The sequence below is a fragment of the Paenibacillus xanthanilyticus genome, from assembly GCF_042682185.1.
GTDB classification, from domain to species: Bacteria; Bacillota; Bacilli; order Paenibacillales; family Paenibacillaceae; genus Paenibacillus_Z; species Paenibacillus_Z xanthanilyticus.
In genome coordinates this window covers 438,328-457,800 of the sequence record NZ_JBHUHA010000001.1, presented here as the reverse complement: position 1 = coordinate 457,800, position 19,473 = coordinate 438,328, and the positions used below count along the sequence as shown (strand labels likewise).

Here is a 19,473-nt window from a genome sequence, read left to right as displayed (position 1 = left end):
GGTGTCCGGCAATAATACCGGACACCCTGTTTGCAATGCCATCAATAGACGTCCCGGCGCGTGAACGAGACGAACGAGACGACAAGGGCAAGGATGCCCCAGACGAGCAGGACCAGCATGGAGAAGCCAAGCGACATACCCTCGATCGGCGGCGCGGCGTCCTCCAAGTAGTCGATCAGCTCCAGATTGACCATGAACAGATACTTCGCCGTCTCCCAAGAGGAGACCATCGTGCGCAGAATGGTGCCGGCGATCAAGCAGGCCAGCATAATCCCCATCACCGCCGCGGTCGTGCGGACGAGCACGGACAGCATGAACGTGATCGTCGCCACGACGACCGAGACGAACCAAGCAAGACCTAGCTCCATGAGGATGAACTGCCATTGCGGCACGATGCGCACGCCGGTGGTATCCAGCTCGCCGCCTGCTGTCGAGAAGCCGGTCAACACCGGCGCGTCCCAGCCTTGATAACCGAACACGAATCCCGAGATGACCGCCGCCAGCAATCCGAACAGCGTAATAATGAACGACACCGACAGGAGAAGCGCCAGGTATTTGCTCAGCAGAATGCGCCAGCGCCTCACCGACCGGGTGAGCAGCACCTTGATCGTGCCCGAGCCGTGCTCGGAGGAGACCAGATCGGCCGCGACGATCATCATCATGAGCGGGAGGAGCAGCGAGATGCCGTTCTCGACGAAACCGCGTACGAACGTCGGCGCGCCCGGCTCGGCCGGATTGACGTCCTGCTCCAGATAATAGCGCTGCTGCGCGATGCGAAGCTCGAGCTCCCCATCGGCGCCCCGCCAACTGCCGCTCGCCAGGCGCGCTTCCCAGCCGGCGATCCGCTGCTCCAGCGCGACGCGCCAGTCGACGTCGCCGAACCGCTCGCGATTCTCCTTCGCCTGCTGGGCTTGAGCATAGGTGAACAGCGTGATCAGGATCGCGATGATGAGCGCGACGACGAGCAGCCTGCGCTTGCCGGTGATCTTCACCATTTCGTTATAGACGAGATTAATCAATGCTTTCCCCTCCCGTCAGCTCCAGGAACAGATCCTCCAGCGAGGGCAGCCTGCGGCTCATCTCGGTCACCGAAATCCCGGCCTCGACAAGCGCTTGATTCCAACGTCCAATCTCCTGCTCGTGATACGGCGTGACCACCGTCTGGCCATGCAGTTCGGCCGAACCGGCCAACTCCCGAAGCAGCTTGGCGCCCGATTCGACCGGGTCCAGCCGCCAGCTCACGCGCTCCTGCTGGGCCAGCAGATTGTCTACCGTATCGACGCGCACGATGCGGCCTTTCGAGATAATGGCGACCCGGTCGCACATGAGCTGAATCTCGCTCAGGAGATGGCTTGACACGAGTACCGTCAGCCCCTCCTTCTCCGCCAGATAGCGGATGAATTCCCGCATTTCCCGGATGCCCGACGGGTCGAGTCCGTTGGTCGGCTCGTCGAGTATGAGCAATTTCGGCCTGCCAAGCAGCGCTTGGGCGATGCCCAGCCGCTGGCGCATGCCAAGCGAGTAGGTTTTCACTTTGTCCTGGATGCGAGCCGACAACCCCACGAGTTGGACAACCTCGTTCAACCGCGCCTCGTCGATGCCGCTCATCATCCGGGCGAAATATTGCAAATTCCCCCACCCGCTCAAATAGCTGTACAGCTCCGGGTTCTCGACGATGCAGCCCATGCTTCCCGTCGCTTCGGGAAACTGCCGGTGCAAATCATAGCCGCATATCCGGATCGTGCCGGCCGTCGGTTTGATCAGACCGACGAGCATGCGGATCGTCGTCGTCTTGCCTGCTCCGTTCGGTCCAAGGAAGCCGAACACCTCGCCGCGCTTCAGCTCGAAATCGAGGCCATGGATGATCTCCCGTTTGCCGATTACCTTGCGAAGCCCTTGAACCGATAACGTAACTTCATTCGCAGCTCCCGCGCCCGTCATTCCGGTCATTCGCTCTCCTCCTCCCATGTGATGAGCGAAGCGACCCGCTCCCCGATCAGCTTGTAGCCCTCCGCATTCGGATGGAACTGATCCAGCGCGAGATAATCCTGCATCTTCAATTGGAACAGGTCCAACGTCGGCACGAGCACCGTATTGGGATAAGCGGCTGCCGTCTCGGCCGCCCGGTAGTTCCAATCCCGCACGATCTTGGTCGTCGTCTCCGTGTTCTCCCGCGCGATGAACGGGTTATACAGGCCGATCAGGAACAGTTCGGCGGATGCATTGAGCGTCCGCAGCTCCTTCAATACGCCTCCCAGGTCGTCTACGTACGCCTCTTGGAGGGTTGAGATGTTCGCAGGGTCCAAATTGCCGAGCGTTTCGCCGCTGCGAAACAGATCGTTGCCGCCAATGCTGACGACGATGACGTCCGCCGCCTTCAGCTCGGCGCGCACGGCCGGTTTGGTGAGCGAAGCGGCCAACTCGGGCGTGCGCAGGCCGTCGATGCCGTAATTCTGGACGAGAATGTCCTGTTCAGCCGCCTTCGTCTTCAGTTCGTCGGCCATGTACCCGACGTAGCCCTTCCCGTCCGGATCGCCGGCGCCGCGCGTCAGCGAGTCCCCCAGCGCCACGACGCGGAATTTGCCGTCATCCGGGATCGGCGGCGCCGTTTCTTCCGCGACCGGCGCCGGAGCTGCCGGCGAGCCGGCGGCGCCCGTGAAATAATCCTGCAGCGTCCAGCCCAGCCCGCCCAGCCAGATGATCCCCGACAGCGCGGAGACCGCCATGAGTCCTTGAATCCATCTTCCGTTCATCGTGCGCTCCTTCCCCGGCAGGCGTATTCGCTATTTTACCTGCATAGCTAGTCCTATCCTATCCCTGAACATAGCACACGAAGCTGAAAACCAGCTTAAAAACCGGCTTTCGGCGGCACGACAATCTTTCAAAAGCCCGCCTCGTAGACGTGTACTTTCGTTCGATAGAGATCCCGGCACGTGATGACGCGAACCGGATGCCACCCCGGCAGCGCGAAAAACACGGTCAGCACCGGCGTACCCGGAGACAGCTGTTCCTTCAACACCATGCTCAGCCGCTTCATGGCGGCCGGATGCAGGTAGCAGACGACCGCGTCCGCTTGCGCATACGGATACTGGAATAGATCGCCCCGTTCGAAGCGGACCTGGTCGCGCAATGCCGAGGGCAGCAAACGGCGTGCAAATCTGGCGTACCAAAGCGGAAGCGGCGAATTCTCGATGCCGATTATTCGCCAGCCGGGACAAGTACGGAGCATATGAAAGACGAGCGTCCCCCAGCCCGATCCGGTGTCGACGAGCGTGCCGCCTGACGCAAGTTTGCGTAGTTCCCGGACAACCTCGCGCCGCACCGGGGCCGAAGTCGGCATAGGCGATATACCGTTGCGCCAGCTCGAATAAACGATTGACAGCGTCCCGCATAGCGCGGCGGCGATGAAACTTGCGCCCGCAGCGTGTCGAATGGATTCGAGCGTCACGGCAAGCGCCTCCTTTACTGCGATTTCGCAATCTTTGATCCACCGTTATGATGTGGTTTACAGCTGTTCGGTCTAATTGCCGGAGCACTTCGTTTTTGTCGTAGTCGACGCATTTTTAACCCTATTCTTTTCCACGGCTTGTTCGGCTATGCAAAAACGACAAACGGCCGATTCCGCGCTGGAATCGGCCGTTCTCCTTTTTTGCCTACATTATACTTTCACCAGGGTCCACTTCTGCGCGCCAGATCCGTTGTCCGTCCAAATTTGAACGTTCACGCCGTCCGCCGTCCCCGATCCGGATACATCGAGCGCCTTGCCGCTATTCACGTTGATGAGCTTGTAGGAGCCGTCGGCGTTCTTCACGAGATTCCACTTCTGCGCCCCGTTGCCGAGATCGTTCCAAATCTGCACGTTGGTGCCGTCGCCCGTCCCGGAACCCGCGACATCCAGCGCGTGAGCGCTGTTCACGTTGATCAGCTTATAGGAACCGTCGGCATTCTGGTACAGCGTCCACTTCTGAGCGTTCGTGCCGTTATCGCCCCAAATTTGCACGTTCGTGCCAGGCGCCGTGCCCGCGCTTGCCACATCCAGCGCTTTGCCGCTGTTCACGTTGATCAATTTGTACGTGCCGCCGTTGACGATGCCGCTGGAAGGAGGAGGCGTCGCGCCGTCTTGATAGACCCGCACGTAGTCGACGTACATCTTGGCCGGGAACGCCGTCGAGCCGTCCGGAGACCCTGGCCAGTTGCCGCCGACCGCCATGTTCAGCAGCAGGAAATGATCCTTATGGAACTCTTCCGTGGAATTGACGTTGTTCGCGATGTTCGCTTCTCTGAACTGAACGCCGTCGATGAACCACTTGATGGAGCTGGACGTCCACTCGACCGAATAGACGTGGTATTGCGTCACGTCAACCGCATGGCTCGCCCCGCCGTATTGCGCATGACCGTTCACGTCCCAGTGAATATAACCATGCGTGTTGTTCTCGTTGTTGACGTGTTCCATAATGTCGATCTCGCCGCTCTTCGGCCAGCCGACCGTGCCGATGTCCGAACCGAGCGTCCAGAACGCCGGCCACAGCCCTTGGCCCTTCGGCATTTTGATACGCGCTTCAATTCGGCCGTATTTAAAGCTCTTCTTCCCTTGCGACTTCAATCGAGCCGACGTGTAGCCGAACCCGCCGTAGTTTTCTTTTCTCGCCTCGATGACGAGGTTGCCGCTCTCGATTCTCGCGTTCTCCGGACGGTTGGTGTAATACTCCAGCTCGTTGTTGCCCCATCCGCTGCTGCCGTTCCCGATTTCGAAGCTCCAATTGTTCTGGTCGATCGACGTGCCGTTGAATTCATCGCTCCAGACCAAGTTATAGGCCGCGTTCGCTTTCGTGATCGGCAGCAAGCTGACCAGAAGCGCGATGATGAGCGTGATGACGTATAACCGTTTTCCCTGCAATGCCTGAATCATTAAAACCCTCCTCACGGAAATGGACTTCTGCGCGTTCGCATGACGGTTGACGAATGTCGATCGAGATTGCCTAGTGAAGCGCTTACACGTTTGTCGAGAAATTCGCACTCTCCTCTCCTCAAGATGCATGTTACGGAACTAAAGGAAATCATTCCCTTCGCCGCGCCATTATCTTAACAGGTAGCCGTTCTTCTTTTAATAGCCAAATTTTTGTGATCGATGCCAATTTTTTGTGGCTTTTAATTACTATATATTGGTTATTTTTCATCGCGAAATTCGACAACACAATAAGAAGCCGCCCTTGGGCACAATGTCATTAAGATTAGATCTTATCTTAATGACATTGCCCCTGGCAGCTTCTTTTTCGCTTGTGATTTCCCGCGCCGGGCGGTTAATTCACTTTGAACCGATTGACCATCGTTTGCAGCTGGCCGGCCAGATCGTGCAGATCGGACGCCGCCTTCGAAATTTCTTCCATCGTCGCCAGCTGCTCTTCCGACGCGGCGGACATCTCCTGCGTTTGGCCGGCGGAGGCTTGCGAGATTTGGACGATATTGTGCATGGATGCGGTCACCTCTTCCGTACCGGCCGAGATCTGCTGGGAGGAGGACGTAATCTCTTGGATCTGTCCGGCAACCTGGTGCACCGAATCGGCGATCCGTCCGAATACGACGCCCGTCTCCTGGATCACCGCCGTTCCAGCCTCCACCTCGCGGTAGCCGCCGTCCATCGCCGCGACCGCTTCGCGGACGGATGCTTGAATTTGTCCGATGATCGTCGCGATCTCGCCCGTCGACTTCTGCGATTGCTCGGCGAGCTTCTTCACCTCGCTGGCGACGACTGCGAAGCCTTTGCCGTGTTCGCCCGCTCGCGCGGCTTCAATGGACGCATTGAGCGATAGCAGGTTGGTTTGCTGGGCGATCGCGCCGATGACTTCCACGATGGCTTCGACTTGCTTGGATTGCTCGCCCAAGGAGTGAATGACCTTCGCCGTCTGCCGGCTGGATTCGTGGATGGTGTTCATCTGTCGAATCGCCTGCTCGATCGAGCCGCTGCCCTTGATCGCTTCCTGTTCGGCTGCGGCCGAATTCTCGGACACGTCGGACGCGAACTCCGCGATGCGCTGGATGCCGATCGACATCTCCTCCATCGCCCGTCCGGTCTCTTCGGCGCCCTTCAGCTGGGCCTCCGAACCGGATGAGACCTGCTGGATCATGTCTGCGTTCTGAGCGCTTGCCGCAACGGTCTCTTGCGCCGCCGTCTTCAATTGATCGGAAGCGGATGCGACCTGCTCCGACACTTGGGCGGTCGTCTCAATCATCGCTCGCATCGACCGCGACATGTCATTGAAGGATTCCGCTACGATCGAGAGCTCATCCCTCGTCTCCAGCTTCAGCTCCCGGGTCAGGTCGCCGGTGGCCATCGCGGCCGCCGCCTTCGACAGACGCGACACCGCATGCTTGACGGATTGCGAGAATGCGACGAACAAATACGTGAGCACGATAAGCGTCACCGCGAGAACCGTGCCGTACAAGGCAATTTGCCTGTTCGACATCTCGATGCGTGTCTGGAAGTCGTCTTGGAGCAGCTCGATTTTTCCGTCAAGCACCTTGAACGCCGCATCGATCGCAGCGGTGGTGATCGTCAAATATTCGTCGGATGTGATCGTTATCGTATCGGTCGCGAGCATCCCGGATTCAATCCGGCTCAACAATTGATCGACTTGGGTATTCAGCGCGTTCAAGTCGTCTTGGAGCTGCGCATGATCTCCGCTCGGATCGGATTTCTCCATGTTAGCGTTCACATTATCGAGCGTGGCCCGAATGGTTCCTGCCAGCGGGAATAACTGTTCTTTCTCGCCGGGCGCGAAGGCTCCTCGCGTTGCGGCGGCAATTCCGATGCCGCGCGCTTTCCCGATATTCTCGGAAAGCTGCGGGATGACGTTCACGATCGAATCGACCTTGTAGTACCGATCGATGCTGGTGGCCAACGTCAGCTTGGAGGCGTCCGCCGCATGGCTGATGGAAGTTAGAATATCGTCGATCAACGCCACGTGCTTTTCATAGCTTTGCGGCGATGTGAATGATTGCACGCCTTCTTTGATAGCCGACCACTGGCTCTTCAGGCTTTCGAGCTCCTCGGCGTTCGACAATTCCGACGCATAGCCGGTCGATGCGGCTTCGATCGTTTGCATCAACGACTCGACTTCCGCTTGCTTGGCGGGCAGCTGCGACTTTGCGGCTGCGTCGCCGCTGATCATTTTGCTGGCGAGCGCCCGATGCTGCTGAACGTTTTGCAGGTATCCCTTTAGCGTTTGGATATACGTGAGACCATCGTACCGGTCTTTGGCATCGCTTGCTTCCGACCGGTATTCGGCCAAGAGCAAATAACCGAAGGTAGATAAGGATAGAAGGATGATAAAACCGATAAACACAAATTTTTGCCTGTATTTGAGCGAATTGAGCAATCGCGTTGCCGGCAAGAGCAAAACCGCGATCCATTTCTTGTTTTCCACGACGTCCTTCCTCCTTTGGTGAATGTGAAGTTTAGAAGAAATCTTGATAGTTTTATCTCGGACGTTGGTCACCGAATTGTTAGACTTGCGGCGTCTAGCAATTCCAACCATCGATTGAAAGGTGAAAGCAACCGCATGCGCATGCGAAATAACCCTCGCAAAGTTCTCGGAACCGGCCATCAGTTCGCTCTAGAACCCGCAAGGGTTATTTCTTCTATGGTATGGATAATGTCCTCGCGATCAACCTTTCATGGAACCCGCCAACGCACCGGTGATGAAAAAGCGCTGCAGCAGCACGAATACGACGATGACCGGGATCGAAGCGACGACGACGCCGGTCAGCAGCATCGGGTAATCCGTAACGAATTCGCCGCGGAACTGCAGCATGGCGAGCGGCAGCGTCAGCTTGTCTTTGCCGGTCAGCAGCAGCATCGGGAACAGCAGGTCGTTCCATACGATGACGAACAGGAAGCACGCGGTCGCGGCGAAATACGGCGCGGCGAGCGGCAGCGCAATCCGCGTCAGCATGCGCCATTCGCCCGCGCCGTCAATCGCGCCGGCCTCGAACAGCTCGCCCGGCAGCGTCCGCATGAAGCCGCCCAGCATGAAGACGGAGAGCGGCAGCAGCATGGCGATCGTGACGAGCGACAGCCCGGTCAAGCTGTTCGACCACCCCAATCGATGCACGAGCTCGTAAATCGGAAGCATATTGACCTGCGAAGGCACCATAAGTCCGGCTGCGAAAAGACCGAACATCCATCCGCCGGTCTTGCGTCCCGAGCGGATGGTGCCATAAGCGACCATGCCGGCGACGAGCAGCTCGCCCGCGACGGTGAGCAGCGTAACGAATACGCTGTTGCCGAAGTACGTCAGCATCGGCTGTCTAGCGAACAACGCCGCATAGTTGGCCAGCGAGAACGAATCCGGCCATCCGAGCGGATCTTGGATAAATTGCGGCGTTGTCTTGAGCGAGGCCAATAGCACAATCATAAGGGGGATGATGACGACCGCCGCGAATGCGACGACCAATGCGCCCCCTAACCCACGCAGCAGCACGCGAACACCTCTTTGCGAAATCTAGTAAGTGACCCGAACCGCGCGCAGGACGCGGAATTGGATGAACGTAATGACGCCAATCAAGGCCAGGAAGAAGACCGAAGCCGCCGAGGCCAGTCCGAACGCGTAGTTCGAGAAGGCCGTGTTATAAATAAAGGTGGACAAAATTTCGGTCGAATAGACCGGACCGCCGCCCGTCATCGTAAAGATAAGTTCGAACGCCTTGAACGACTGAATCGTCGTGTACGAGACGACGAGCGCGGCCGCCGGGGCGAGCAGCGGCCACGTGACGCGGCGGAAAATCTGCAGCGCTCCCGCGCCATCCAGCCTCGCCGCTTCGATCAGCTCCTTCGGTATGGCCTGCAGGCCGGCGACGAACAGAATGACCATTTGCCCGATATGCGCCCAAGCCTGGACGGCCGCCACCGAGAAAATCGCCAGCTTCGTATCGCCGAGCCAGTTCTGCGACCACGATTCCAAGCCGATTCTATTCAGGAGGCCGTTGGCCAACCCTTGGGTGGGGTCGAACATGAACGTCCAGATCAGCGCGACCGATACGGATGAGAGCACCGTGGGGACGAAATACAGCGCCCGCAGGGCTACGCTGCGTTTCGAGTTGCGCGATAGCCGAAGGGCGAGCAGCAGCGAGAACGCCGTCTGGACGAGCACGACGAACAGCATGAACTTGACGTTGTTGACGAGCGCCTTGCGAAAGACGATGTTCTCCGTCAGCTCCCGATAGTTAGACAGGCCAACGAAATCATAGGACGGCGAGATGCCGTCCCAGTTGGTCAAGGAATAGTAGAATCCGGTTATCGTCGGGTACAGGAACAGCGCCGCATACAACGCAAGCCCGGGGACGAAGAAGAGCGCGATACGCTTCCCGGCCCTCATGTTATTTCCCCAGCTGCTGATCGATGATCGCCTGCGCGTCCTCGGCCGCCTTCTTCGGATCCGTACCGCCCAGCACCGCCTGAATGGAGCTGACGACCGCCTTCTGGTTCTCGGCGTTGGTCAGCGTGAAGCGCGGCTGGAAGCGAGTTTTCTTGTTCGTCCATTCGGCGACCGCCTTCAGTTCCTCCGACTCGTAGGCGACGTCCTTGACCGTCACGTTCTGGCCCGTGGCGTTCGCATATTCACCCGCGATGTCTGTGCCGCTCAAGTATTCGACGAGTGCCTTCGCCTCCTCCTGATGGTTGGACGCGCTGTTCACGCCGAGCATGAACGTCGTCGTATGGATGCCTTCGAACACGGCTTGGTCAGCGGGTACCGTAATCGGCGCCAGCAGGCCTTGCACGAGCTCTGGATTGTTCTTCTTGTTCTGCGCAAGCTGGTAGGAGCCCGTGGCCAGGATCGCCGCTTTCTCCTGGGCGAACAATGCGCCGGCGCCTTGATCCTTCGTGCCGAGGGCGTCCTGCTGGAAATACCCTTTGTCGTTCAGCTCCTTGATTTGGGTCAGCGTCTTGATCCACCAGTCCTCCGTCACCTTGGCTTCGCCGGCCTCTACCTTGCGGAAAATATCCAGGTCGGGCGCATTGTTCATCACCATCGTGTTCATGAATTGACCCGGTCCGATATCCGCGCCGGGGAATGCGATCGGCACGATGCCCGCCTGCTTCAGCTTCTCCGCCGCGGCGAGGAACCCGTCCCAATCCTTGGGCGGCGTGAGGCCGTATTTCTCGAACAGCTTCACATTGTAGATCGGCATATTATAGACGAGCTGGTACGGCACGGCCAGCTGCTTCCCGTCCTTCTGGCCGGCTTCGATCAGCGTCGGCGTGAAGTTCGAGAGCCAGGCGGCGCCGGTCAGGTCGGCATACAATCCGGCCTTCGCGATCGCCTCGAATTGCGCCCCCGGGAAGGAGGCGAATACGTCGCCGGTCGCGCCGTCCCGCAGCTTCGCCTGCGCCGTCTGCTGATATTGGTCGGACGGCAGCACCTGCATCTCGACCTGCACGCCGGGATGCGCCGCCTCGAATTGGTCGATGATCGCCTCGAACGCCGCGTTATCTTCACCCCGCCAGTGCAGGAAGCTGATCGTGACCGGTTCCGCGCTCTTGCCGGAGTTGCCGGCGTTCGCGGCCGGCGCGTTCGAATTGACCGCCTCGCCGCTGCCGTTATTGGCGTCTCCGCCATTGCCGCATGCGGCCAAGACCAGCGCGGCCGACGCCATGACGGCGAGTGGAATGCTCCGATATCGTAATGTGTTCATTGTTAAGTCCCCCCGATAGATCGATGATAATAATGCGTTCGATTAGATTGCGATTCCTCTTGCCGCCAGCTTCTCTCTCAGGAGCGGAAGCAGCAGTCTTCCCGTACGCTCGGCCTCTTCCAGATGCGGGTAGCCCGAGAGAATGAAAGATCCGACGCCCGCGTCGATAAACTCGAGAATGCGATCGCTTACCTGCTCCGGCGTCCCGACGAAGGCCACGGCGCCGCCGCCGCGGATGGCGGACAAGCCCGACCATAGATTCGGTCCGATGACGAAATCCTGATCTCTTGACGCCTCGAACAGCTCCATCTGCCGCTTCTGATTCGTCGCATCGGTGCGCGCGTGCAGCTTCTCGCGGGCGGCGACGAGCGCTTGGTCCGCCTTGCTGAGAATGTGCCACGCGGCCGTCCAAGCCTCTTCCTCCGTCTCGCGGACGACAAGCTGCGCCCGGATGCCGTACCGCAGCTGGCGACGCGTCCCGTTGGCTGACTTTATCTCGTCCAGCAGCGCTTCCATCTCCGCAATCTGTCCTTTGATCCAGTCGAGCGGCTCCGTCCACATGAGATAGACGTCGGCCGTCTCCGCCGCCGTCCGTTTGCCGGCCGGCGAGCTTCCGCCGAAGTACAGCGGCGGACCCGACTGCTGGGCCGGAGCCGGTAAGCAGCGCCCGCCGTCGATCTCGTAGTAGCGGCCCTTATAATGAAAACCGTCCGGCTGCGGCGCGGAAGCGTCCTGCCACACGCCCTTCACCACGTCAAGGAATTCGCGGGTTCGCGCATAACGCTCGTCGTGGTTCTCGTGCAGCGGGTCGCCGCTCGCCTTCAGATCGGCAGGATAATGGCCTGTGACCACGTTGATTAACGCACGCCCCTGCGAAGCGCGGTCCAGCGTCGCGGCCATCCGGGCTGCGATCACCGGCGCCATCAAGCCCGGGCGCATCGCGACAAGCGGCTTCAAGGTTTGCGTATGGCCGGCAATCCACGATCCGACCACCCAAGCGTCGAGGCAGTCGCCGCCCGTCGGGATCAATGCGAACGAATAGCCTGCCTGCTCCGCCGCCTGAGCGACTTGAACCATGTAGTCCATCGTCGATTCCCGTTCGGGCGGCACCCCGATGTAAGGTCCGTCCCCCGTCGTCGGGATAAACCATCCGAATTCAATGTTTCTTTGACTCATGTATGCGTCTCCTCTTCCGTCGTTAGGCATAAAAAAATACGACAAGGAAGCTCGCGCTCCATGTCGTATCTCCAGTCGTCTGGTCGATGACAATAATCCGAGTTGTTTGGTTGGTTTAGTTAACGTATTTGATCATAACAGGCTGGCCGCGGTGGAGGCAATGTCATTTCGTGGTTTGTTTCATTTGTCATTTTGTGTGCTTCATACTTGGTAACGCTTGCTAATTCCCAATCTCATGCGGTAAGCTGGATTGCAAAAAGAAGGGAGCCCGAAAATGATCGAAGGCATGCGGGAGGACCATCATGAATGGCTGGACATTCACTTTCTGACGCCTACGGAGTTCGAGAAAGCCGGGGCTGCCTGGCCGATCCGGATCGGCACCAATATCGCCAAGCCGAACTATCGCATCGGGCCGCGCGTCTCGCCCTATTACTACCTGATGCTCGTGCTGGAGGGCGAAGGTGAATTCCGCCAGAGCGGCGGCGCGTATTCGCTTCGATCGGGCGATCTGTTCTGCCTATTCCCGCACGTGACGCACGAATATTGGACGAACCCGCGCAATCGGCTGCGCAAGCTGTTCTTCGCCTTCGACGGCAAAGGCTCGCGCTCGCTGCTCGCCCGTGCCGGGCTAACGCCGCAGCGTCCGCACGCAGCCGGCGGCGCGACGGCCGAGGCGGTAGAGGCCGCGGAAGAGCTGCGGCGGCTGGCCGCCGAAGCGGACGGAGGCTCGGACCTGCTGCGGCTCGGTCTGTTTCTGCGCGTGTTCGATGCCCTGTCGATGCCGTCCCCCTCATACAGCGTGCCCGCCGATCAAGCGACCTGGCTGCAGAAGGGCCGCGCTTATCTCGACATCCATTTCGCCGAGGACATCGCGATCGAGAGCGTATCGGCCGCGGTCGGCGTCGAGCGTTCGCATTTTACGAAGACGTTCCGCCAAGCGTACGGCATGCCGCCTATGCAGTATTTGCTGCAGCTTCGCATGAATGAAGCCCGCCTCCTGCTGAAGCAGACCGATTATACGGTCGCGGATATCGCCCGTTCCGTTGGCTACCCGGACTTGTTCTCGTTCTCGAAGGCGTTCAAGAAGCAGGAGGGGCTATCGCCGAAAGCGTACCGACTGCTTAGGACCGAGGCGCAGGCTCTCCATCAAGATACATCTGATTCTGGGCCATCTCGACCGTAAACGGCAAAATCCTAGCCGGATCCCGTACACTTTCATGATGGTCAACCGAACACCCTGGGTCACGCCGCCGCCAACGGCAAACAAGCCTTTGCGAGGATACGCAAAGGCTTGTTACTGCGCGACTTGTTCGGCTTTGCGCGAATGGTCTGGACGTCCTCGTGTCTACTTCACCGCGAAGACGCCTTTTTGATAAGCAAGCGTGTACAGCAGCCCCTGTTCGGTCGGCACGACAGACACGACGCTGTCCGCGATAAGTCGCGTATTCCGTCCGTCTGATTCGACACGGTAGATCCCGGGTTGATAGCCGTCTGACCAGTAATAGACGCCGTTCTTGCCGGCAGAATAGGAAACCGCCGTATGATCGCTCAATTTCGTCTCCTTGCCGTCTGCCAGTCGGTAGCGGTATACATGGCCGACGTCGAAGGGATTATCATTCGCCAGCTCCATGTAATAAAGTTCGTCTTCAACCAGCGTCACGTGCGACGCTTTCCGCTGCACAAGCGTACGTTTCTCGGTGCCGTCAAGCTTGACGCTCTCCAAATAACCGGTTTCGTCATTCACGTAGACGATGCGGTCGTCCTTGAGCCAGAACTTGGAGGCAGGCGCGGTGACGCGGATCTGCGAGTTGTCGGCCGGGTTGATGCGGTATACGGCGCCTCGGTCGTTAGGATCTTGCTCGTTATAACCAAGTACGAACAAGGAACCGCTCTTCACGTACAGCGTGTCCACGGTGGAGAAGCCGACGCCGCCTCCCGGACTAACCGACAAGCGGACCCCATAGGCATACCCCTGTGTTCCGATTCTCTCGGACGTCCCTTTGGCAAGATCGATTCGATACAAATTATTGGCCACGTTGAACATCGGCGTGAAATCCGTCATGTAGAGAAAGCTGCCCGATTTCGCATAACCGCTAAAGCTCTTGGCGGAGGCTGCTTTCTTCAACGCGCCGTTCTCCACTTTGTACAAAGCCTCGGTTCCCATCGTCAGGTCTCCAACGTGCAGCACGACATATAACTCGCCGTCCATCTGTTTGATATCCGTCACCCAGCCATCCCCGGGTTTCCAATCCGCGATCGCGGCGACCCGACGGACCGTGCCTTTCGCCAAGTGATAGGCGGTCAATTCGGTGCGTCCTCCGACCTCCCTCACGAAATACAGCTCGTCCCCGATCGCTTTCGCGCTGCTAAGCACCGGCTTGCCTTCAAGCTTCAGCTGCTTCTCTTTCCCGTCGCCCGTCTTGATCACCAGCTGTTCAACCTGCGTCGAAGACGTATAATCGTAACGGACATAGACAACCGTATTGCCGTGCGCGGCAAGCGGCGTCGTTTGTTGATCGAGGTACACCGGTTTTCGCTTATCGGTCAGAATGTCCCGAATGCTTTCCCTGGCCGCCAACGTCTCGGGACTTCGCAGGTCGAAAGGCTTCTCGCCGATGACGATCAGCCCATTCAGCCAATCGATCCGCTGGCCGAACGCTTCCGCCGCGGTCCGCAAAGGCAGCATGATGCGCCCTTCGATCTTCTGCGGCGCGACCGGGATGGCGCGCGATTCGCCGTTGACCGTCATCGTCTTGCTGTTCACCGTAAAGGTGATGGTTCGCTTCAGCCGGGTATTCCGCACGGTAACGACGTCCGGCTGCTTCGGCTGCCAGATCGTCTCCCATCTGCCTTCCGCTAGATTCTGCGAGAACAGCGTTTCTAGCAGCCGGATCGGCACGAGCACTTGTCCGTCCCGCTCGGCGATCTGATAGCTCGAATAATAGAGATCAAGTTTCTTGCCGTCTATGAACGCTTTGTTCTGGTAGTCGAACGGAATGATGACCGCTTGATCGAATACGTCCGCCATGGACGGCGCCGAAGCCGCATTCGCGCCCGCCGCATGCAGCGTGCCGCCGATGATTCCGATGCCGAGAAGAAAGGGTAAGCTGAATTTCCGCATGTGACACTCTCCTTAATGATCGTTGATGGCTGTGTTCGCGCTACGATACTGACGCATCAACCTGGCAAAATGTTCCACCGGCATTCCCGTTCGGCAACAAAAAAGAAGCGGTACTCGCAAAGGCACCGCTTTAGCATCCATTTCTGTTGTCAGCGACTACTGCTCTTTCGCATCCGTAATGAAAATCTCGCCTTCGTCGAAAAACACCTTCATTTTCAGATTTTCGCTGACGAATCGGACAGGCACTAACGTAACGTTGTTGCGCGTGATCGCCGGCGAATCGAGCTGGACGGTCGCGCCGTTCACGACGGCTTGCTTCTTGTTAATGACCAGTTCGATCCTGCTGCCATCCTTCGCGATCGTCACCTTGCCCTCCTGCTTGCTCCAATCCACCTTCGCGCCGAACGCTTCGCTAATAAAGCGCAGCGGCACCATCGTACGGCCTTCGAGCGAGAACGGCGCGACGTCGAGCTTCATCTGCTTGTCGTCGACGGCCGCCTCTTTCGCGTTCAGCTTCAGCGAGATCGTCTTGAACGGGAACACGGTGCTGTCTTTATGGATGGAGTCTTTGTTGCCAAACTCCACCGGCTGCGAGATGACGGTGCCGAATTGCGTCTCCACCTCGATGACGTAATGCTGACCGTTCTTGATTGACCCGTTGTTGTTCGCGTAGAGGTCCAACGTGACGCTGCCGCGGAAGCTGCCTACCGGTGCCGTCACATCCTTGTTGAATTCGGGATTGATGATTGTATTCCCCTGCACGAGTCCGAGGAGCCAGCCTATTCCGGCACGGTTGGTCCGCCAGATTCCCGCCGAGACCGCCTTGCCGTCCTTGTCGGTCGGGCGAAGGATGACGGAGAGCACCTTGGTCTTCTGCGCGAATGCCAGCTTGAGCTTGAAGTGTCCGTCCGTGCTGCCATCCTCGCCGAAAGCCGCGCTGCCGATTTTATCCGCCGTCAAGTCCGCCCAACTAAACTCGCGAATGAGCACCGGCGCATACGAGGTATCGGCATCCGCGAACGGCGTGACGTCCGACTTGATGACGCCCGCGGTCGTCGTAATCTCCAGGTAGTAATACTCGCCGTCCTTCATGCTGTTGTTGTCGGAGGCGTACAAATCGAACTGATAGACGCCCTTGAACTGTCCCAGCGACGGCTTGAACGTCGTATTGAGCGTCTTGCCGTCATGCTCGACGGCGAGCAGGTATTTGCCGATATCGCTCGGTTCTTTCCACGTCGTCCAGATGCCATGGCCGGTATCGGTTCCTTTGCTATCCGCCGTCTTCATGACGATCGATTTGATCTCCGTCCCTTCGCCGGCATCGATCAGCAGACTCAAGTGGCCGTCGCGCGTGCCGTCCGGCTCGCCCGTCTTCTCGAGCGAGATGCGGTCCAACTCTTTATCCAAATAGCGGAATTCCTTCACCTGCAGCGGCGACGAGACGACATCCGCTCCGTACGCGGCCCCTCCGATCATGAGACTGTTCACGGTCAAGGCGCCGAGCACGGCCGTTGTTAGCGTTTTGCGTATACCTTTCATGTCTTGCTCCTCCTTATGGATGCTTTGCGATTATTCATGATGATTCAAATAGAGTGGATCATCGTTTGTCCACGATGACCGTAATGCCGTTTTTCGGCCGCAGCGTCATGAGCGGTTCCATCTCAATCGGCGGATGATCGGGCGTAAGCCGCAGCCGATACCGTTGACCGATCATGCATAAGGCAATGACCATCTCCAGCATCGCGAAATGGTTGCCGATACAGCCTCTTGGACCGCCGCCGAACGGCATGTAAGCGAATTGCGGGATGCGTTTGATCAGATCGTTCTCGAATCGTTCCGGAATGAAGGCTTGCGGATCGGGGAAATAGGTCGGGTTGTGGTGAATCGCATAGGGGCTGAACAGCACGGATTGTCCGCGCTTGACTTGAATGGGACCGATCTCGACGTCGCGTACGGCCGAACGGCCCGTGAAGAAGCTTGGCGAACGCAGGCGCATGGCTTCCCATAGCACGTTCTGCGTATAGGTCAGCTGCATGTAACTCTCAGCCGTCGGAGGCGCGCCCTGCAATACCCGGTCCCATTCCTCGTAAAGCTTACGTTCGACCTCGGGCTGCTGCAGAATGTAGGAAAATGCCCATGACAGCGCGTTAGCCGACGTTTCGTGACCGGCAATGAACATGATCATCAGCTCGTCGCGCAGCTCTTGATCCGTCATGCCCTCGCCCTGATCGTTCCGGGCCGCCATCAGCACGGATAACAAGTCGCCCTCTCCGATCTCGGCATTCGCCCGCCGCGCCTTGATGATCGCATATACCGCGCGATCCAGCGATTGGAGCGCGGCCTTATACGCCCGGTTCTTGGCGGTGGGCACGAAGAGCGGCATGGCCGCCAGTACACGCATCCGTTCCGCGCACATCAGGTTGATCGTCTCGTACGGCTCGCGAATGGCGCGCGCATATTCGTCGCCCTCCAGGCTGAAGAGCGTCTTGGCGATAATCGCGAACGTGATGTTCGAGATATCGTCGGTTAAGCTCCGGCGCTGCTCCGGCTTCCAACGGTGCAGCTCCCGATCGACGATGTCCGCCATTTGCCCGGCATACGTCTGAATATGCGCTCTCGTAAAGTGAGGCTGGATGAGTCGACGAACGCGTTTGTGCTTCTCCCCCGAGCTGGTCGCCACCCCGTCGCCGACGAAGAGCCTTGCCTCTTGAAATGCTTTAAGCTTGACGAAATGCTCCTGCTTCGTAATGAGCAGCTCTTTAAGTAAATCCGAATCGTAAATGACGTACATTTTTTGCGGACCTAATCGGATGGCGGCCGCGCCGCCGTAGTCTCGCTGCAGGTCGGTTAGAAATTGCAGCGGATCCTTCCGGTAGGCCATCAGGTTGCCGCTTAGCAAGGATCCTTTGGGTCCTTGCGGGGTATACTGCTTTGATTGCGTATTCATGCAAGCTCTCCTCGTTTCTAGCTTCTCGCTTCTCGCTGTGACTGCGCACGGTGCCGCGAAAGTTACGCCGTGTCGTCCAAACCATGGATTTATGTTACTCCGGAACGCAACTCGGGTCGACGGACTATAAGTATCACTTGACGCGCCGAAAACAAAAAAAGCCGCTCGGAAGCGGCAGGGCTTTCATGCCCTTAAGTAGAGAGCGAATTCGGATCTTGTTTCTTCTTCTCCCGATCGATCAGGCCGACTACCGACTTCCGGACGGCTTCCATGGGACCGAGCTTGAAGACGCCTAGCCATAGCTTCGCGAAAATGACGAGCATGGCGCAGATCAATAGCCATGCCGCCACCGTGCCCGCCGAGCCGGTTGTTCCGCCCAATCCGAGCCCCCATCCATAAAAGACGACCGACGCCAGCAGGTTCTGCAGGACGTAGCAGCTCAGCGCCATCTTCCCGACGCGACCGAGCATCGGCCAGATCGCCAAGCGGTCGAACCGTTCCGACAATCGAGCCAGCACGGCGATATAGCCGATCGAGAGTATCGGCGCGAACAGGTAACGCAGCGGGAAATCGAACAGGCCGCCCGGCACGAACAACAGCAGATTAAGCGGAATGCCCAAACCCAGTCCGATCCTCAGCATGCGCCGGCGGATCAAGCGTCCCCTCTCGTCGGGATGAAACGCGCCTGCGCGCATGAGACGAAATCCGACGAGGAAGAGGAACGTGTTCAGCGGCAATACAAGGATCGCTTCGGTTCGGAAGAAAGCGAAATATTGGAGCCGGAATTCGAGCTGCTCCAGCCAGGTGCCGCTGCGGTAGATGACTTCCGTCATCTGCGCGCCATCGGAAGCTAGGCTCCCGCCATTGACGTACAGACCGAGACTATACAAGAACAACAGCGCGATTAGCATCAAGTGGATGCTGCCCGCGAACCACATGCCGACCTTGACGGCGCGTTCGCCGCCCTTCACGATCCATGCGACTAGCACGGCCGTGAGCGCGTAACTCATCAGGATGTCGTATTCCATAACCAGCGTGTAGTTGAGAAAGCCCTCCAACATCAAGAAGCCGGCGGTGACCAAATAAGGCCAGGGCCAGCGCTTGTTCGTACGCAGCGCCTTGTCGTACTGCAGCGCCAATCCCGCCCCGAACAGGATCGTCAACAAGCCTAACAGCTTCCCGTTCACGAAGAACAGCACGATATACCGAATCAGGACATCGATGGAGGCCCACCATTCGTTATGCGCGTACGTAAACAAATAATCCACGTTGCCCAGATGCGCGAACATCCAGATATTCGTGCCGAGCGTCCCCATAATCGCGAAGCCCCGCAGAACGTCTAGCAGCGGGATTCGGCCTTTCGACTCGCTCACTTCCGCATAACCTCCTTCAGCCTTCGCCTCGCGCGGCTGCAAATTCCTTCACAGTGTAACGGAAACCGGAGGATAGCGTAAACCATCTATTTTCCTATTTAATGTAAAATTCGCACGTCGAATAAGCCGCGAATCGCGCGGCTTATCGGCAAGCAAGCGGACCG

Annotated in this window: 15 protein-coding genes; 1 reads left to right on the top strand and 14 read right to left on the bottom strand. The window is 58.4% G+C overall.

What is annotated here, in order from left to right:
* Window positions 1–41: 41 nt before the first annotated feature.
* From ACFSKT_RS01890 to ACFSKT_RS01845, 10 genes are all read right to left on the bottom strand, one after another.
* On the bottom strand, window positions 42–1,019 hold the full coding sequence (locus ACFSKT_RS01890) for an ABC transporter permease (protein WP_377720111.1): 978 nt from the start codon (window positions 1,017–1,019) through the stop codon (window positions 42–44).
* A complete protein-coding gene (locus tag ACFSKT_RS01885) occupies window positions 1,012–1,941 on the bottom strand; it encodes an ABC transporter ATP-binding protein (protein ID WP_377720625.1) in 930 nt (309 codons plus the stop codon). Before ACFSKT_RS01885 ends, ACFSKT_RS01890 begins: the two co-directional genes overlap by 8 nt.
* Window positions 1,942–1,946: 5 nt before the next feature.
* Entirely contained in the window at window positions 1,947–2,753 is an 807-nt protein-coding gene (locus ACFSKT_RS01880) for a GDSL-type esterase/lipase family protein (protein WP_377720110.1), read from the bottom strand.
* 128 nt (window positions 2,754–2,881) lie between these two features.
* Window positions 2,882–3,448, bottom strand: a complete 567-nt coding sequence (locus tag ACFSKT_RS01875; protein WP_377720109.1) for an SAM-dependent methyltransferase — start codon at window positions 3,446–3,448, stop codon at window positions 2,882–2,884.
* 210 nt (window positions 3,449–3,658) lie between these two features.
* Complete coding sequence (locus ACFSKT_RS01870) at window positions 3,659–4,909, bottom strand: RICIN domain-containing protein (RefSeq protein WP_377720108.1); 1,251 nt, start codon at window positions 4,907–4,909, stop codon at window positions 3,659–3,661.
* Window positions 4,910–5,300: 391 nt separating this feature from the next.
* A complete protein-coding gene (locus ACFSKT_RS01865; RefSeq protein WP_377720107.1) occupies window positions 5,301–7,424 on the bottom strand; it encodes a methyl-accepting chemotaxis protein in 2,124 nt (707 codons plus the stop codon).
* Between the two features lie 240 nt (window positions 7,425–7,664).
* Window positions 7,665–8,480 carry a carbohydrate ABC transporter permease gene (locus ACFSKT_RS01860; RefSeq protein ID WP_377720106.1) on the bottom strand — a complete coding sequence of 272 codons (816 nt, stop codon included), beginning with the start codon at window positions 8,478–8,480 and terminating at the stop codon, window positions 7,665–7,667.
* Between the two features lie 21 nt (window positions 8,481–8,501).
* Window positions 8,502–9,374: a carbohydrate ABC transporter permease gene (locus ACFSKT_RS01855; protein ID WP_377720105.1), complete on the bottom strand. Its 873-nt coding sequence runs from the start codon at window positions 9,372–9,374 to the stop codon at window positions 8,502–8,504.
* A gap of 1 nt (window position 9,375) precedes the next feature.
* Window positions 9,376–10,692: an ABC transporter substrate-binding protein gene (locus ACFSKT_RS01850; RefSeq protein ID WP_377720104.1), complete on the bottom strand. Its 1,317-nt coding sequence runs from the start codon at window positions 10,690–10,692 to the stop codon at window positions 9,376–9,378.
* Window positions 10,693–10,734: 42 nt separating this feature from the next.
* Entirely contained in the window at window positions 10,735–11,868 is a 1,134-nt protein-coding gene (locus tag ACFSKT_RS01845; protein WP_377720103.1) for an LLM class flavin-dependent oxidoreductase, read from the bottom strand.
* Between the two features lie 274 nt (window positions 11,869–12,142).
* Between ACFSKT_RS01845 and ACFSKT_RS01840 the strand changes: the two genes are divergently transcribed.
* Window positions 12,143–13,051 carry a helix-turn-helix transcriptional regulator gene (locus ACFSKT_RS01840; protein ID WP_377720102.1) on the top strand — a complete coding sequence of 303 codons (909 nt, stop codon included), beginning with the start codon at window positions 12,143–12,145 and terminating at the stop codon, window positions 13,049–13,051.
* Window positions 13,052–13,213: 162 nt separating this feature from the next.
* On the opposite strand, the gene ACFSKT_RS01835 is transcribed toward ACFSKT_RS01840, so the two are convergent.
* The 4 genes from ACFSKT_RS01835 to ACFSKT_RS01820 all read right to left on the bottom strand — a co-directional run bounded on the left by ACFSKT_RS01835 (window position 13,214) and on the right by ACFSKT_RS01820 (window position 19,309).
* Complete coding sequence (locus ACFSKT_RS01835) at window positions 13,214–14,989, bottom strand: DUF5050 domain-containing protein (RefSeq protein WP_377720101.1); 1,776 nt, start codon at window positions 14,987–14,989, stop codon at window positions 13,214–13,216.
* A gap of 156 nt (window positions 14,990–15,145) precedes the next feature.
* Window positions 15,146–16,528, bottom strand: coding sequence for a copper amine oxidase N-terminal domain-containing protein (locus ACFSKT_RS01830; protein WP_377720100.1), 1,383 nt, complete (start codon window positions 16,526–16,528; stop codon window positions 15,146–15,148).
* A gap of 58 nt (window positions 16,529–16,586) precedes the next feature.
* The gene (locus tag ACFSKT_RS01825) at window positions 16,587–17,936 is read right to left on the bottom strand and encodes a cytochrome P450 (RefSeq protein WP_377720099.1); all 1,350 of its coding nucleotides are present in this window, start codon (window positions 17,934–17,936) and stop codon (window positions 16,587–16,589) included.
* A 191-nt stretch (window positions 17,937–18,127) separates the two neighbouring features.
* Window positions 18,128–19,309, bottom strand: coding sequence for a DUF418 domain-containing protein (locus tag ACFSKT_RS01820; RefSeq protein WP_377720098.1), 1,182 nt, complete (start codon window positions 19,307–19,309; stop codon window positions 18,128–18,130).
* Between the last annotated feature and the right edge of the window lie 164 nt (window positions 19,310–19,473).